The sequence below is a fragment of the Micromonospora chokoriensis genome (assembly GCF_000718555.1).
Lineage (GTDB): Bacteria > Actinomycetota > Actinomycetes > Mycobacteriales > Micromonosporaceae > Micromonospora > Micromonospora chokoriensis_B.
Genome location: NZ_JOAN01000016.1, coordinates 1 through 14758 on the forward strand (window position 1 = coordinate 1; position 14758 = coordinate 14758).

The following is a 14758-nucleotide window of genomic DNA, read 5'->3' on the forward strand; positions in this document are numbered from 1 at the left end:
GATGATCGTGTTCATGGGGTAGCTCCTTCGGGGGTAGAACACCCACACCACATCGGGGGAACAGTGGTGCGGATGTCGAGCACCTCGTCGGGCGCTGCACAAAAGGGGAAAAGTCTTAGGGGCGGCGGCCTACAAGCGGGGGCTCGTGGCGCCGGGTCCAGATGTAACGACCGGGCCGCGGTCGGCATTCCAACCCGCGGGGCCCGCACCCCAACCCCAGCTCGGGCGGTGGTGCTGCGATCGTCAGGATGTGTAACGACCCCGGCCCGGCCATGATTCCACCCCACGGGTGCGGCCCGTCACAGGTCAAACCACGCAAGAGCCACCAAATCATCCAAGTGCCGGGTGTAGCTTGCCGTCAGACCGGCCGCCTGCGAGGTGATCCACTCCGACTCCTTGATGTCGGGGTATCCGACACGGCTCGACACCCCGACATCAAGGAACCCGAGTCGATCACGCGACAGCCAACGACGCACAGCGCCCACAAGCGAACAAAAGCCACGGACCACCCGAGGGGTGTGGTGGCTTCTAACGTTCGTCCGAGGCCCAGGTTCCGCTTCGGTAGAGGGTGCCGCGACCACCCGGGTCGGGCACGCCGTTCAGCAGGCCCTGCTCGGGGTCGGTCGGCTCGGGGTGGCGGGCGGCGCGGCGAGCTTTCAGCACGCGGGATCCGACGAACCAGGCGGCCGCCGCCACGCAGACCACGATCACCACCTTCTGGAGCATGCCGGCGTAGCCCTCGACGAGGTGCCAGTTGTCGCCCAGCAGGTAGCCGGCGAGCACGAACGTGGTGTTCCAGATCAGGCTGCCCAGCGTGGTGTAGAGCAGGAACGTGGTCACCGGCATTCGCTCCACGCCGGCCGGAATGGAGATCAGACTCCGGAAGATCGGGATCATCCGGCCGAAGAAGACAGCCTTCACACCGTGCCGCAGGAACCACGCCTCGGTCCGGTCCACGTCGCTGAGCTTGACCAGTGGCAGCCGGGACACGATGGCGCGCATCCGGTCGCGCCCGAGCGACGCGCCGATCAGATAGAGAGCCAGCGCGCCCACCACCGAACCCAGCGTGGTCCAGAAGATCGCACCAACCAAGCTCATCCGTCCCTGCGCGGCGACGAACCCGGCCAGCGGCAGGATCACCTCACTGGGGATCGGCGGAAAGAGGTTCTCCAACGCCACCGCCAGGCCGGCACCCGGTCCGCCGAGCCGTTCCACCAGGTCAGTGACGTATCCGACAATGCCACCCTGCGGCGGTTCCGCTGCGGCGGCGGGGGTTCCGGTGGCGAACACGGCGTGGGACGTTCGAATCATGCGCCCACGTTACGAAGTCATCCTGAGAGCCGACCATGAGGACGACCGCCCGACCCCGCGGGTCGACCACACCGGTGAGGGTGCGGAAAGCCGCACCCCGCTGCGGCTCGCGGTGGTCCAGCCTCCGTGCGTACCCCTGGATGTCGCGGCGAACGCGCGGGCGCACGCCGTCGCGGTCCGCGCGGCGCGCACCCGGTTGGTGGTCTTTCCGGAGCTGTCACTGACCGGGTACGAGTTGGAGGCGCCGGTCGTGTCCGTCGACGACGCGCGGTTGGCGCCGCTGGTCGAGGCGTGCGCCGAGACGGGGGCGTTGGCGCTGGCCGGTGCGCCGGTCGCAGGCGACCACATCGCGATGCTGGCGGTGACCGGCGGCGGTGCGACGGTGGCGTACCGGAAGATGTGGCTGGGGGACGCGGAGGCCCGCCGGTTCCGGCCGGGCGGCACGGCGGTCGTGCTCGAGGTGGACGGTTGGCGGGTGGGGCTGGCGATCTGCAAAGACACCGGCGTGGCCGCGCACGCGGACCGGACGGCCGCGCTCGGCATCGACGTGTACGCGGCCGGTGTCCTCGAATCGGCGCGCGACGCCGCCGTGGTGGACCAGCGAGCGCACCGGGTCGCCACCACACACCGGGTCTGGGTGGCGGTGGCGAGCTTCGCCGGGTCGACCGGCGGTGGCTATACCGAAGCGGCGGGGCGGTCGGGCATCTGGACGCCTGAGGGCGAGGTGTACGCCCGCGCGGGCACCGAACCGGGCGAGTCGATCAGCGCCAGCGTCGGCTGACCGCGATGTCGTACGCATCCGGCAGGATCAGGTCATGGACACAGTTCCCCCTCGACTGTCTGTGGTGACGCTGGGAGCGCGCGACATCGGCGCGCTGCGGTCGTTCTACCGCGCGTTGGGCTGGCCCGAGCTGCCGGCCAGCGACGATGGCTGGTCGGCGTTCCTGCTCGGTGGGGTGTTGTTCGCGCTCTACCCGCTGCCGGAGCTGGCCGCCGAGGCGGCACCCGGCGTGCCCGATCCGGCGGGTGGATGGTCCGGCACCACCCTGGCCTGCAACGTCGACAGCCGCGAGCAGGTCGACACGGCGTTCGCTGCGGCCATCGCGGCTGGCGCGACGGTGGTGGCGGAGCCGACCGACCGGTCCTGGGGTGGGCGCTCCGGCTACCTCGCCGATCCGGAGGGCAACCGCTGGGAGCTCGCCTGGGCGGGCACGGCCCGCTTCGACGAGCGCGGCGCTCTCGTCTCCTTCGGCTGACGGTGTGGTGTTTGCGCGTCGACGATGATCTTTGGAATGCTTCGGGAATGACTGCCTTCCCGGGAACCTTCGCCGACGATGTCATCGCCCAGCCGGCCCAGACGCAGTTCGAGACGTTCATCGACGAGCACCGCAGAGCGCTCAACGGCTGTCTGGACGGGCTGACCGAGGAGCAGGCACGCCGGTCGTTGGTGCCGTCCCGGACCACGCTGCTCGGTCTGGTGAAGCACGCCGCGGTCGTCGAGAAGGTCTGGTTCGACGAGGCGGTCACGTGCCGGTCGCGCGCCGAGATCGGCATCCCCGCGACGCCGGACGAGTCGTTCATCCTCGACGACAGCGACACGATCGCCACCATCCAGCGGACACACCGCGAGGCGTGCGAGGCCTCCCGCCGTGCCACGTCCACCCTGGGCCTGGACGACCTGCTCCGCGGCAACCGGCGCGGCCCGCTGCCGCTGCGCTGGGTGTACCTGCACGTGCTGCGCGAGCTGGCGCAGCACTGCGGGCACGCGGAGATCCTGCGCGAACAGATCCTGGCCGCCGAATAGCATCGGCGGATGCCCGAGCTGGTCGCGCCCACCGTCCGTCTGCACGCCGCCTGGCTGGAGGCGCACGACGAGTGGGGTCCCGGCCTCCACGAGGACGGGTTCGGTCTGCAGTCGACCGATGAGGTGCGCTCGTCGGACGGGTTCGCGGCCTGGGTTGCCCGCCTGGCCGACCAGTCGGATCCAGACAGGCCACTGGAGGCTGCTCGGGTGCGGTGCACGTACCGGTGGATCGTCGAGCACGACCGGGTGCTCGGCGCAATCGCGCTGCGCCACGAACTCGACGACTACCTGCTGCGGGTGGCTGGCCACATCGGATACGGGATCCGCCCGTCCGCCCGCCGCCGCGGGCTGGCGAGCTGGGCACTGGCCCGGATGCTCGGCGAGGCCCGAGCGCTCGGGTTGGATCGGGTGCTGCTGGCCTGCGAGGCGGGCAACACCGCGTCGGCGAAGACGATCGAACGTCTCGGCGGCGTCCTTGAGGACATCCGAGACACCGAACTCGGTCCGGCCCGGCGGTACTGGATCACGCTCTAGCCCACCCCCCGGTGTCGGCGAAGCGACGGAGCGTCCAACGGGCCGGCGGCCAACCGCCGGGGTCGTGGTCGGTGGTCCACTCGGTGATCGAGGCCGGGGCCACGTCCAGGTCGAACGCCCGGAACACCGGCTGCGCGGCGAGCGCGTGGAACGCGCCCTCGACGGTCTCGCTGTGGCCGACCAGGATCGCGGTGGAGCCCCGGTGCCGGTGGGCGATCTCCATGATCGCGCGACTGACGCGGACCACCAGTTCGGCCCAGCTCTCGTTGCCCTCCTCGAAGGGCCGGAACACGCCGCCACCGGACACCGCGTGTTCGGTGCGGAAGCGGGCGGTGGGCAGACCGTCGGCGTACGGGGGTGTGTGCCAGGTACACAGACCACAGTCGGCCACCGGCCGGACGCCAAACGCCGCGCCGATCGGTTGCGCGGTCTCGACAGCCCTGCGCAGCACCGACGAGTAGACCGCCACCGGCCGGTCGGCGGCGACGTCACCGGTGAGCCGGTGGGCCAGGTCGTGTGCCTGCTCATGGCCGTAGGCGGTGAGGCCCCGACAGCCATGTGGCCCACCGACGGTTCCTTCGAGTTGGTGGACCGACTCGCCATGTCGCACGAAGATCAGACGTGTCCGCATCGGGACATCATGCCAGCGGTATCGGAAGAGGTATCAGTCGTCCGTACGGCCGGTAGAGAAGCTGTCGGCCTGCGTGAGCAGAGCGTCCAGTTGGGCGCCCGTCTGAGCTGGTAGGCGGTCCCGCCGCACCAGCTCGGAGATGTGGTCCCGCAGGTCGGCGACGCGCTTGGCGCGGTCCCGGGTGCGGCGGTTGACCTCGGCGAGGTCGTCACGCAGATCTTCAGCGGTCTTGCGGTCGACGTCACCCCGGGCGACCGCGGCGGCGAGGACGGCGGCGAACTCGCTGCTCACCTCCCGGAAGCTGACCGGTATCTGCTGCCCGACGGTCGAGGGCACGGTGCTGGCGGCGGATGGTGGCGAGGACGGCGCGACCGGCGTCGGCGAGTGTGTCGTGGGTTTGGGGGCCGCAGCGGAGGTCGACGGCGCGTCGGCGACCTTGCCCGGGTTGGGTGCGCCCGGGTGGCCGAGCGGACTCTCGGCGAGCAGGGCTCCGAGGCCGATCAGCACGGCGAGGCCGGCCGCGACGAGCACGGCGACGGGCCGACGCGAGCGGCGTCGGGTCGGCACGGCGGTGACCGGGGCGGGGCGGGCCACCGACCGGTCGATCAGGGTGGGCGGGTGGGCGGCCGGCCGGATGCGCAGCAGCTCGGTGGGCGGCTCGATCGGCTGACCGGCGCCGAATCGGCGGGCCAGGTGCGCGGCGCTCGGCCGGTCGGCCGGGTTGGCGGCCAGGCAGGCGACGGTCAACTCGGCGATGTACGCAGGTAGGCCGGGCATCCGCAGCGGCGGTACCGGGGTGCCCCGCCGGTGCACCTCCAGCGCGTCCTCCCAGCTCTGCACGGGCAGCGGCGCCCGCCCGGTGAGGGTGCGGTAAAGCAGTGCGCCGAGGGCGTACACGTCGCTCGCCGGGTCGGGCGGGCCGGCTCTCAGCCGTTCCGGAGCGAAGTAGGCGGGAGTGCCCATCAGCGATTCGCCGGACTGACTGTCGAGGCCGCCGAGGGCGGCGATGCCGAAGTCGAGCACCTTGGCGCCGGTGTCGGTGAGCATGACGTTGCCGGGCTTGACGTCGCGGTGCACGACGCCGATGCGGTGCGCGGCGGCAAGTGCGGCGGCGATCTGCCCGGCCACCCGGACCGCCTCCGGCCAGGGCAGCGGCCCGCTCCGCAGCCGGTCGGCCAGGTTGTGGCCCTCGACAAGCTCCATCACCAGGTACGGGACCACGACGCCACCGGTGAGGGTCGCCTCGGCGTAGTCGTACACCTGGGTCACGTGTGGGTGGGTCAGCCGGGCGGCCGCGCGGGCCTCGCGTTGGATGGTGGCCCGCAGCTGCGGATCGGTGGCGAACTGCCCGGCGAGCACCTTGATCGCGACCGGTCGGCCGAGCACCTCGTCGTCGCCCCGCCAGACCTCGGACATGCCGCCGAGACCGATCCGCTCGTGCAGTACGTAGCGGTCGTGGAGGCGGAGAGTGGGCGTGAAAGGTGACATGGCTTCACCAGTCTGCCTGGCCACAGCCCCTTCGACCACTCTGCGTGCCCAGCCCCACACTGTTCGTCCCGTGCGTACCGGAATGGGGTTGCTTCGGGTCAGGAGCAGCGGGGGGTGCCGGGCAGTGGTCGCGGCTGGATGCGGTCGGCGAGCCGGCGCAGGGCGAGGGCGGTGGCCTGTCGGGTCGGGGCGAGCACGGCCCGGCGGGGGTGTTCGACCTGGACCGGGGCGTCCGGTCGGGCCGAGTTGACGTGTCGGTTCATGGCGTCGAGCGCGGTGACGTATCCGGTGGGAAGTTCCATGGTCAACTCCTCGGGACAGGTCCGGTGGAGCCCCGGACGATGAGCGCGGTGGGCAGCAACACGTGACCGGCCGCGGCATCCGCGGGCGGGTCGAGCAGTAGTTCGGCGGCGATCCGGCCCTTCTCTTCGGCCGGCTGCCGGACGGTGGTGAGGCCAGCCGCGGCGGCCTCGGGGACATCGTCGAAGCCGGTCACCGAGACGGTTGGACGATCACGGGCCGGTCGCGCGGCCAGGGCGTCCAGCACACCGAGCGCGAGGACATCGGAGCCGGCCAGCACGGCGGTCGGCGGCGCGGGTTGGTCGAGCAGCCCGGCGATGGCTGCGGCTGCTGCCGGGCGGCTGTTGCCGGGGGCGTTGACCAGGGTCAACTCGGCCCAGCCGACGCCGACCTCGGCGAAGGCGTCGGCGAACCCGGCGAGCCGACCTCGGGTCGTCGGATGCGGCACCTGGTCAACCCCGACCAGGGTGAGTGGGCCGGCCGGCGCGCCGGGCAGCACCGAGTCGGCGAGCAGCGCCACCCGTCGGTGCCCGAGCCCCGCGACGTGCGCGGCGGCACTGCGCGCGGCGGCCCGCTCGTCGATGCCGACGAACCGTTCGTCGTCGCCAGCATCGTCGCGCGAGGCCGTGCTGACGAACGGCAGCCCGCGTTGGCGGATCACGTCCAACGCCCATTCCTCGTCGGCGACGCAGTAGACGCAGAACCCGTCGACCGCGGCGTTCTCCACCGCCCGACGGGCGTCGGTCACCGCTGGTGGCAGCGGGACCAGCAGCATGCTCGTGCCGTGCCGCTCGGCCGCCGTGCCGACACCGGCGAGGAAGCGGACCGCGAACGGGTCGGTGAAGGCGTACGACAGTTGCGAGGTGAACAGCACCCCGATCGACCCGACGAAGCCCCGGCGCAGGGAGCGCGCGGTGGGGTTGGGGCCTGGGTACCCGAGTTGCCGGGCGGCGTCCAGGATCCGCTCGCGCAGGGTGGCGGAGAGTTGGTCGGGGCGACTGTAGGCGTTGGACACGGTGCTGCGGGAGACGCCGACGGCGTCGGCCACGGCTTGCAGTGTTGGCTTCACCGGCACCTCTCTGTATCGATCCAGTCTGTATCGATACAGAGACTAACCCGAGCAGTTGGCAACGGTCAATGCGGAAAGATGTCCACCTGGCCACGACCGACCCGGGGTCGTCGCCCGGAGCAGCGGTCAGGCTGGGTAGGTGTCGTCCAGCAGTCGCCCGAGGATCTCCGACGTACGCTCCGGCGGCTCGGCCTCGACGCAGAGCCGCTCCATGGCCACCGCGTAGTAATCCAGATCGTCACGCTTGTCGAGGTAGATGGCGCTGGTCAGCTGTTCGATGTAGACGATGTCGGGCAGCTCCTGGTCGCCGAAGCGCAGGATGGTGAAGGCACCCCCAGCGGCGGCGTGACCACCGGCGGCAAAGGGGATCACCTGGAGCCGGATGTGCGGGGACTTGGTCGCCTCGATGAGCGCGGTGAGCTGGCCGCGCATCACCTCGGCGCCGCCGATGGGTCGGCGCAGCGCCGCCTCGTCCACCACAGCCCAGAGCTGCGGTGGGTTCTCCCGCTGGAGCAGCTGCTGACGCTGCATCCGCAGCGCGACGCGTCGGTCGATCTCGCCCGGACCGGCCGCGCCATGCCCGAGCAGCACGACCGCCCGGGCGTACTCCCGGGTCTGGAGGAGGCCGGGCACGAACTGCACCTCGTAGCTGCGGATCAGCGCGGCTGCGGCCTCCAGGCCAAGGTACGACTGGAACCAGGACGGCAACACGTCGCCGTAGCGGTGCCACCAGCCGGGGCTGTTCGCGTCCCGGGCGAGCTTGAGCAGCGCCTCGCGCTCGTGTTCCTCGGTGACGCCGTAGAGGGTCAACAGGTCGGCGACGTCACGCTCCTTGAAGCCGACGCGACCCAGCTCCATCCGGCTGATCTTGGATTCAGAGGAGCGGATCTCCCAGCCGGCACCCTCCCGGGTCACCCCGCTGGACTCCCGCAGGCGGCGCAGTTGAGCGCCGAGCAGCATGCGCAGCACGGTCGGCCCGGTTGTCGGGCCACCCTCGGCGGGAACCATCGTCACGTGCTGACCTCCGGAAACCGACCCACGGCGGCCGAGCGCCCCGGCCCGACCGACGTGTAAGCATGCCATGGACCGACAGTGAGGTGAACTCCTCCGCGCCGGTGAATAAGTCTCGTCGCCGGGACGACCCCTCCCGGGACGGTCAGTTGATCAGATGGTCGAAATCGCCGTCCCGCGCACCGAGCACGAAGGCGGTGATCTCGTCCACTGTGTAGATCAGTGCCGGCCCCTCCGGGTGGCGCGAGTTCCGGACCGCGATGCCCGCTCCCCCGGGCAGTTCGGCGAGTTCGACGCAGTTGCCGCTGGGGTTGCTGCGGCGGCTCTTCTGCCAGCTCAGCGGAGGCAACTGGTGGATTGGTACGCCATTTGGAGGCTGCTGCATGGGGGCGTCTTTCTGTTACGAGCCCGCCGGTGGCCGTGGGAGGAGCGGTGACGGCGAGGGGGTGCGGCATCGACATTGGACGGTTCTGCACGTGCATCTGCTATTGCATCTGCATCCGACGGCGAGCATGATAACGCACGTGATCGGTGCCCATCCGTTCACTTTGAGTTACCCCCGCAGGGGCAACGATCAGGCAAAACTGGGCCGACGCGGCACGCCGTGTCGGGCGAAGGCTGGAGGCGGTCGCGGCGATGGGAGGGTTCGTGCCGGATCCGATGAGTGTCGCCTCCGGCGTCTGCGCGGCCGGCGCATTGCTCTCCTCCTGGCAGTTACGCCGACGGGCCGTACGCGCCGAGGCCGAGATCGGGCACCTTCAAGCCGAGCTGGCCGCCGAACGGCACGCCGCGAGTCACGACCCGCTCACCGGGCTGCCCAACCGACGCGCCTTCTACCGCCTGGCGGCTGCCCTGCTCACCGACGCCGCCGGCCAGCCGTTGATCGCCGTGGTGCTGGACCTGGACGACTTCAAGCAGATCAACGACCGGTACGGGCACGCCGCCGGCGACCAGGTGCTGATCAGTGTGGCCGAACGGCTCGCCGGTTTCGCCGGAGACAACCTCGTCGCCCGCCTCGGCGGCGACGAGTTCGCCGGGCTGCTCTCCAGCCCCACCGTCGACCGGCGCTGGATCGAGCACTCCACCCGCCGACTCAGCGAGACCGTCGCCGCGCCCATCCGGCTGAGCGGGTGCAGCGTCCGGGTCACCGCGTCCGTCGGGCTCGCCCCCGTCAGCTGCCCAACTCAGCTCACCGAAGCGCTCAGCCGCGCCGACGCGGCTATGTACCAGGCGAAGAGCCTCGGCGGCGCCCGGTCACCCCGACAACTCGTCGACAGCGCGTTCCTGACCGAGCGCTGACCGTTCAGGCGACGGACGTGCCGAACCACCTGGGCAGCTGGCTGAGCAGGTCGCTCTGATCGTCGCCGACCCACGCCACGTGGCCGTCCGGTCGTAGCAGCACGGCGGGCACGTCCAACTCCTCGCTGACGTCGACGACGTGGTCGACCCGTTCCGCCCAGCCGGCGACCGAGAGCTGGCCGGTCTGGTCGAGCAGCAGACCGCGGCCGCCGTGCATCAGCTCGTAGAGGCGCCCCCGCTTCAGCCGTACGTCGCGCATGTGGCGCCCGAGCATCTCGTGGCCCGCGCCGAAGTCGTAGCGGACCCCGATCGCGGTGATCTTCTCGATCAGGTACCGGTTGACATCCTCGAAGTCCAACAGCTCCGACAACAGCTGGCGCACCGACCGGGGCCCCGGCTCGGGTGAGAGCAGCAGCATCTGCGCGCGGGTGTTGTTCAGCACGTCCGCGGCCACCGGATGCCGCTCACTGTGGTAGCTGTCCAGCAGCCCCTCCGGCGCCCAGCCGTTTATGTCTGCGGCCAGTTTCCAGCCGAGGTTGAATGCATCCTGGATGCCGAGGTTGAGCCCCTGCCCACCGGTCGGCGGGTGGATGTGCGCGGCGTCGCCGGCCAGCAGCACCCGGCCGACCCGGTAACGCTCGGCCAGTCGGGTGGCGTCACCGAAGCGGGAAAGCCAGCGCGGTGAGTGGACGCCGAAGTCGGTGCCCGCGTACACCCGCAGTTGGTGTTTGAAGTCCTCGATGGTTGGTGCGACGGTGCGGTCCTCGACCACCCTCTCGGCCGGAACGAGGACGCGGTACACCCCGTCCCCGAGTGGTCCGAGACCGAATCTGAGATGCGTCTTGCGGACCTCGGCCACCACCTCGACCACCGTCTCCGGCGGCACGCCCACCTCCATCTCGCCCAGCAGGGTCTCCACGCTGCTGGGCTCGCCGGGAAAACCGACACCGAGCAGTCCGCGTACGGTGCTGCGACCGCCGTCGCAGCCGACGAGGTAGCGCGCACGCAACTGCGTGCCATCGACCAGCTGCACGGTCACCCCATGGTCGTCCTGGCTCAGCCCGACCAATTCGCTGCCGCGCCGGATCTCGACGCCGACCTCGCTGGCGTGCTCGCTCAGGAGACGGTCGGTGATGGTCTGCGGAATGCCGAGAACGTACGCGTGTGCGGTGTCCAGCCCGCCCGGCGACGGCTTGGGAATCGCGGCGAAGAAGCCCCCGACCGGGTACTGCTGTCCGAGCGCAAGGAACCGCTCCAGCAGACCTCGCTGGTCCATCACCTCGATGCTGCGTGCGTGCAGGCCGAGCGCGCGGACGTACCTGGTCGGCTCGGTCTCCTTCTCGAGAACGAGCGCGTGCAACCCGTGCAGCCGCAACTCGCTAGCCAGCATCAAGCCGGTCGGCCCGCCGCCAGCAATGATGACATCGATCATGAAATCCCCCGATTTTCCCAGATTTGGGCGTCGGCTGGAGATTCTGCTGCACCACCGGGGGCTTGCCGCAAGGCCCCCGGTGCGATATATGTTGGAAGTGGCAGAGAGCGAACCGCTCTTTGCCTTACTTTTTGTCCGGCGTAGACGACGCGGTCGGTCATCTGCCGACCAAACCGGGCACGGGTGTTCCGGGACGTCCTCTTCGGGTATGGGAAGCCAGTACTCGAACACGACAGCCGAGAGGATCCGACGTGGCGAGCATTCGCGCCCTCGTACTCAACTGCACCCTCAAGCCGTCTCCGGCCCCGTCCAGCTCCGAGCAGCTTGGGCGGGAGGTGCTGGCCGAGTTGGCCGCGCAGGGCGTGGAGGGCGAGCTGGTCCGGGTCGTCGACCACGACGTGCGCTTCGGAGTGTCCACGGATGAGGGGGACGGCGACGGTTGGCCGACGATCCGCGCCAAGCTGATGGCAGCCCAGGTGCTGATCATCGCCACACCGATCTGGCTCGGTCAGCCGTCCAGCGTCTGCAAGATGGTCCTCGAACGCCTCGACGCCGAACTCTCCGAGACCGACGACGCGGGCCGCCTGCGCACCTACGGCAAGGTGGCCGGTGTCGCCGTCGTCGGCAACGAGGACGGCGCGCACCACACCATCGGCCAGGTGCAGCAGGCTCTCAACGAGGTCGGGTTCACCCTCGCCGCCGCCGCCGCGACCTACTGGGTCGGTGAGGCACTACACAAGGTGGACTACCGCGACGCCGGCCCCAAGCCCGACACCACCGGGCGCACCACGAAGGCCCTGGCGCTCAACACCGCACACCTGGCCCGGCTCCTCGCCGACCAGCCGTACCCGCCGCCGGAGGCCCGCAACGCCGCGGTGGGCCCGAGCCGCACGTAGACCTGACCCCGGATGCCCAGTTTCTGGGGCGGCCCGGCGGGCCGTCAGCGCCAGCCGTAGCTGGCGCGCAACGCCTGCCCGATCCGGTCGAACCGGGGCCGATCCAACACGGCACCCTCACGGCGGATGCTGTCCTCGCGCATGGTGAGCACCCGGTCCAGCCGGACCCAGCTCGGCCGGTTGTCGCGGTCCCACTCGCCCGGCCCGAGGGCGAACCAGTGCCGCTGCCCGTCCCGCTCACTCTGACTGGACAGCATCAACCCGAACAGGGTCCGGCTGCGCCGCCCGACCACCAGCACCGGCCGGTCCTTGCCCTGGCTGGGGTCGTCCTCGTACTGCACCCAGGTCCAGACGATCTCGCCCGGGTCTGCCTGGCCGTCCCGTTCCGGAGCGTAGGTCAGCTCCCGACGCTGCAACGCGCTCACCTGACGGCGACGAGCCACCTGGGCGGGCGACGGCCCGCTACGCCGGGGCGACGGGATGACCGCACCCACCCGGGAGATACGAGCCGCCACATTCCTCAACAGACCAGCCACGGCGGGCAGCCTACCCGCCGTCGCGGCGAGTGGCGCCACAGACCGACTCCATAGACGAGCTGCCCCGCGTCCTGCCGATCCTCAAGCGACACGCGGTGCGGGTGGTGGTCACCCCATCTCTCGCCGGCACGGAGATCGACGAGCCGTTCGAGCTGTGGTCGTGAGCCGGGCCAGCGGGCAGAGTAGGGCCATGAGGACCGATCTGCACAGGCCGCTGTCCGCGTACGCCGCACGGCTGCACGCCACGGCCGGCGACCGGCACCACGTCGCCTCCCCGCTCGGCGCCTGGCTGCTGCTCGCGGTCAGCGCCACCACGGCTGTCGACTCCGACCCGGCCGCCGTCGATCTGGCGCATGCCCTCGGCACCGACCTGCCCAGCGCGGCCGAGGTCGCCCGCACGCTGCTGGACGCACCGCACCCGCTGGTCGGGTCCGCCACCGCGCTCTGGCACCGCACGGGGCAGGGCGACGGCGGCCCGGCGACGTGGCGGGCCGCGCTGCCCACCACGACCGAGGTCGGCGTACTGCCCGATCAGGCCGGGTTGGACGCCTGGGCGCGCGAGCACACCCTCGGCCTGATCGACACGTTTCCCCTGCGGGTCGGGCCCGACGTGGTGCTGGCTCTGGCCAGCGCGTTGGCCACCAGGGTGTCCTGGGCGGCCCCGTTCGACGTCGCCGACGCGCGAGCGCTCGGCGCGGGCAGCCCATGGGTCGGCCAACTACGGCAGGTGCTGCGCAGCCCGAGTCAGGGCCACCGGTGCGCCATCGTGTCCACCGCGCGGGCCGGTGACGTGATCGTGCACGCCGCACCGGCCCAGACGACCGACGGCGCGGGGCTGGTGGTCCTCTCGGTGGCCGCCGCGCCTCAGGTGACACCGGCGGAGGTGCTGGCCGTCGCGTACGACCTCAGCGCTGGCGCGGCCGACGGCGGGCAACCGACGGGTAGCCGCTCGCTGTTCGACCTGCCGCTCGGCGCCACTGCGCTGTGGACGCTGCGCGAGGAGCGGGTACGCACCCAGGCCCGCGGCGGCCGCGAAGAGCGGCACACCGCCGTCCTGCCCTGCTGGTCGGCCCGGAGCGAGCACGACCTGACCGCCCCGACGCTCGGTTTCCCGGCCGCGTCGGCGGCGCTGGCGACGGCGATGGCACTGCGGGTGCAGCGCTTCGAGGCACGGCAGACGGCGGTGGCCCGGTTCGACCGGTACGGCTTCGAGGCGGCCGCGGTGACCGGCATGTTCGGGCGGACCAGCCTGCCGCCGGAGGGCGTGGCCCGCACCGCCGAGCTGCGCTTCGGTCACCCGTACGCGGTGGTGGCCGTGGCCACCGACACCCGGACCGACGGTGCCACCGGCCCCTGGCACGGGTTGCCGGTCTTCTCCGCCTGGGTCGCCGAGCCCGAGGAGGTTCCCGAGTCGTGAGCTACCTAGCGGCGGCTGGTTCGGACAACGCTGTGATCGACTCGGGTTCAGTGCGACCGGGTCACAGCACGTATCGCGAGGGTCCGGCTTCACCGTCGTCAAGCGGTAGCCGCGCCACCATCTGCCGGAACTCCCGTACGGTCATCGCCGCGCGTAAGGTCGCGAAGACCGCCCCGGTTCCGGCCCGCGCGGTGGCCGGGTCCACCCCGGCACGCTGTTCCACGCGACGAAGGAACTCTGCCGGGCCGGCGTCCGTCGGGGGTGCGGTCGCCGCGGCACCGCCGACCTCCAGCCCCACGCCGCTGGTGAACCCATCGGCGTCCGGCCCGATGACCCCAGCCGCATCCACGGCTGGGCCGGCAGTCCCAGCCGCACCCACGGCCGGGCCGGTCAGGTAGCCGTCGACCTCGTTCGGAAGATGCCCAACGAGGTCGTCGGGCGCGCCGCCGGTTACCCGCTCGGCCAACGTCTGGAGCACGGCGCGGGCAAGCACGGCGGCCTCCTCGGCCGGCAGGCCGGACCGTTGGGACACCGCGTCGATGAAGTACGGGAACCCGTCGCCGTCGGTCACGCTCGGGCGGTTACCCCTGGCCGGCCGCGACAAACAGCCCTCAGGCGAGCAGGCCCTCGGCCAGCAGATGATCGAAGATGATCTGGTCGACCGGCGCGGTGCGGTGCCGGTCCGCGTACCCGAGCCAGGCCATCTCGGCAATCTCGCTGGCCGGCCGCAGCTGTCCCGCGTAGCCGGCCCGGTAGCAGGTCATCCGCACGGTGATGCCGGCCGCGTGGCCGTGCGCTTGAGCGGTGAAGGTGCCCAGGTGTACGGCATCGCGCACGTCGACCTCGACGCTCAACTCCTCGTCGATCTCCCGGCGCAGGGTCTGCAGGTCGGTCTCGCCCGGCTCACGCTTACCACCCGGCAGATACCAGACGTCCTTGCCCTCCGACCGGGTGCTCAGCACCCGACCGTCCTCGATGAGGATCCAGGCCACCTTGTCGATCTCGCGCACGATGTTCCTTCCGGCCGCCG

General features: G+C 71.2%; 19 protein-coding genes. 8 read left to right on the top strand and 11 right to left on the bottom strand.

Annotated elements, in window-relative coordinates; genetic code table 11:
• Positions 1 to 528: 528 nt before the first annotated feature.
• Entirely contained in the window at positions 529 to 1311 is a 783-nt protein-coding gene (locus IF46_RS0121705; RefSeq protein WP_030490194.1) for a DedA family protein, read from the bottom strand.
• On the opposite strand from IF46_RS0121705, the gene IF46_RS0121710 reads away from it, so the two are divergent.
• From IF46_RS0121710 to IF46_RS0121725, 4 genes are read left to right on the top strand one after another with little or no spacing between them, the layout of a single operon-like run.
• On the top strand, positions 1310 to 2092 hold the full coding sequence (locus tag IF46_RS0121710) for a carbon-nitrogen hydrolase family protein (protein WP_084597988.1): 783 nt from the start codon (positions 1310 to 1312) through the stop codon (positions 2090 to 2092). The two genes, IF46_RS0121705 and IF46_RS0121710, sit on opposite strands and share 2 nt — an antisense overlap.
• Positions 2093 to 2126: 34 nt before the next feature.
• The gene (locus IF46_RS0121715) at positions 2127 to 2567 is read left to right on the top strand and encodes a VOC family protein (RefSeq protein WP_030490196.1); all 441 of its coding nucleotides are present in this window, start codon (positions 2127 to 2129) and stop codon (positions 2565 to 2567) included.
• Positions 2568 to 2614: 47 nt separating this feature from the next.
• Positions 2615 to 3115, top strand: coding sequence for a DinB family protein (locus IF46_RS0121720; RefSeq protein ID WP_030490197.1), 501 nt, complete (start codon positions 2615 to 2617; stop codon positions 3113 to 3115).
• A gap of 9 nt (positions 3116 to 3124) precedes the next feature.
• Positions 3125 to 3649 carry a GNAT family N-acetyltransferase gene (locus tag IF46_RS0121725; protein ID WP_030490198.1) on the top strand — a complete coding sequence of 175 codons (525 nt, stop codon included), beginning with the start codon at positions 3125 to 3127 and terminating at the stop codon, positions 3647 to 3649.
• Here the strand turns inward: IF46_RS0121725 and IF46_RS0121730 are convergent.
• From IF46_RS0121730 to IF46_RS0121755, 6 genes are all read right to left on the bottom strand, one after another.
• The gene (locus IF46_RS0121730; RefSeq protein WP_030490199.1) at positions 3639 to 4280 is read right to left on the bottom strand and encodes a histidine phosphatase family protein; all 642 of its coding nucleotides are present in this window, start codon (positions 4278 to 4280) and stop codon (positions 3639 to 3641) included. The two genes, IF46_RS0121725 and IF46_RS0121730, sit on opposite strands and share 11 nt — an antisense overlap.
• Before the next feature lie 33 nt (positions 4281 to 4313).
• Positions 4314 to 5768, bottom strand: coding sequence for a serine/threonine-protein kinase (locus IF46_RS0121735; protein WP_030490200.1), 1455 nt, complete (start codon positions 5766 to 5768; stop codon positions 4314 to 4316).
• Positions 5769 to 5866: 98 nt separating this feature from the next.
• The gene (locus IF46_RS0121740; RefSeq protein ID WP_030490201.1) at positions 5867 to 6070 is read right to left on the bottom strand and encodes a hypothetical protein; all 204 of its coding nucleotides are present in this window, start codon (positions 6068 to 6070) and stop codon (positions 5867 to 5869) included.
• 2 nt (positions 6071 to 6072) lie between these two features.
• Complete coding sequence (locus IF46_RS0121745) at positions 6073 to 7116, bottom strand: LacI family DNA-binding transcriptional regulator (RefSeq protein ID WP_232234113.1); 1044 nt, start codon at positions 7114 to 7116, stop codon at positions 6073 to 6075.
• Between the two features lie 147 nt (positions 7117 to 7263).
• On the bottom strand, positions 7264 to 8151 hold the full coding sequence (locus tag IF46_RS0121750; protein ID WP_157563305.1) for a helix-turn-helix domain-containing protein: 888 nt from the start codon (positions 8149 to 8151) through the stop codon (positions 7264 to 7266).
• Positions 8152 to 8293: 142 nt separating this feature from the next.
• Entirely contained in the window at positions 8294 to 8533 is a 240-nt protein-coding gene (locus IF46_RS0121755) for a DUF397 domain-containing protein (RefSeq protein WP_030490204.1), read from the bottom strand.
• Between the two features lie 263 nt (positions 8534 to 8796).
• On the opposite strand from IF46_RS0121755, the gene IF46_RS0121760 reads away from it, so the two are divergent.
• Complete coding sequence (locus tag IF46_RS0121760) at positions 8797 to 9447, top strand: GGDEF domain-containing protein (RefSeq protein WP_030490205.1); 651 nt, start codon at positions 8797 to 8799, stop codon at positions 9445 to 9447.
• A 4-nt stretch (positions 9448 to 9451) separates the two neighbouring features.
• Here IF46_RS0121760 and rox read toward each other — a convergent pair whose 3' ends face one another.
• On the bottom strand, positions 9452 to 10879 hold the full coding sequence (gene rox / locus IF46_RS0121765) for a rifampin monooxygenase (RefSeq protein WP_030490206.1): 1428 nt from the start codon (positions 10877 to 10879) through the stop codon (positions 9452 to 9454).
• 251 nt (positions 10880 to 11130) lie between these two features.
• On the opposite strand from rox, the gene IF46_RS0121770 reads away from it, so the two are divergent.
• Entirely contained in the window at positions 11131 to 11775 is a 645-nt protein-coding gene (locus IF46_RS0121770) for a flavodoxin family protein (RefSeq protein WP_030490207.1), read from the top strand.
• Between the two features lie 44 nt (positions 11776 to 11819).
• Here the strand turns inward: IF46_RS0121770 and IF46_RS0121775 are convergent, their stop codons facing one another.
• Positions 11820 to 12311, bottom strand: a complete 492-nt coding sequence (locus IF46_RS0121775; RefSeq protein ID WP_030490208.1) for a type II toxin-antitoxin system PemK/MazF family toxin — start codon at positions 12309 to 12311, stop codon at positions 11820 to 11822.
• A 29-nt stretch (positions 12312 to 12340) separates the two neighbouring features.
• Between IF46_RS0121775 and IF46_RS35545 the strand changes: the two genes are divergently transcribed.
• Positions 12341 to 12475, top strand: a complete 135-nt coding sequence (locus IF46_RS35545) for a hypothetical protein (protein WP_269639719.1) — start codon at positions 12341 to 12343, stop codon at positions 12473 to 12475.
• Between the two features lie 26 nt (positions 12476 to 12501).
• Complete coding sequence (locus IF46_RS0121785; protein ID WP_030490209.1) at positions 12502 to 13728, top strand: hypothetical protein; 1227 nt, start codon at positions 12502 to 12504, stop codon at positions 13726 to 13728.
• A gap of 61 nt (positions 13729 to 13789) precedes the next feature.
• Here IF46_RS0121785 and IF46_RS32695 read toward each other — a convergent pair whose 3' ends face one another.
• Positions 13790 to 14299, bottom strand: coding sequence for a DUF2267 domain-containing protein (locus tag IF46_RS32695; RefSeq protein ID WP_051724064.1), 510 nt, complete (start codon positions 14297 to 14299; stop codon positions 13790 to 13792).
• Positions 14300 to 14339: 40 nt separating this feature from the next.
• Positions 14340 to 14738, bottom strand: a complete 399-nt coding sequence (locus IF46_RS0121800) for an NUDIX hydrolase (protein ID WP_030490210.1) — start codon at positions 14736 to 14738, stop codon at positions 14340 to 14342.
• Positions 14739 to 14758: the final 20 nt, after the last annotated feature.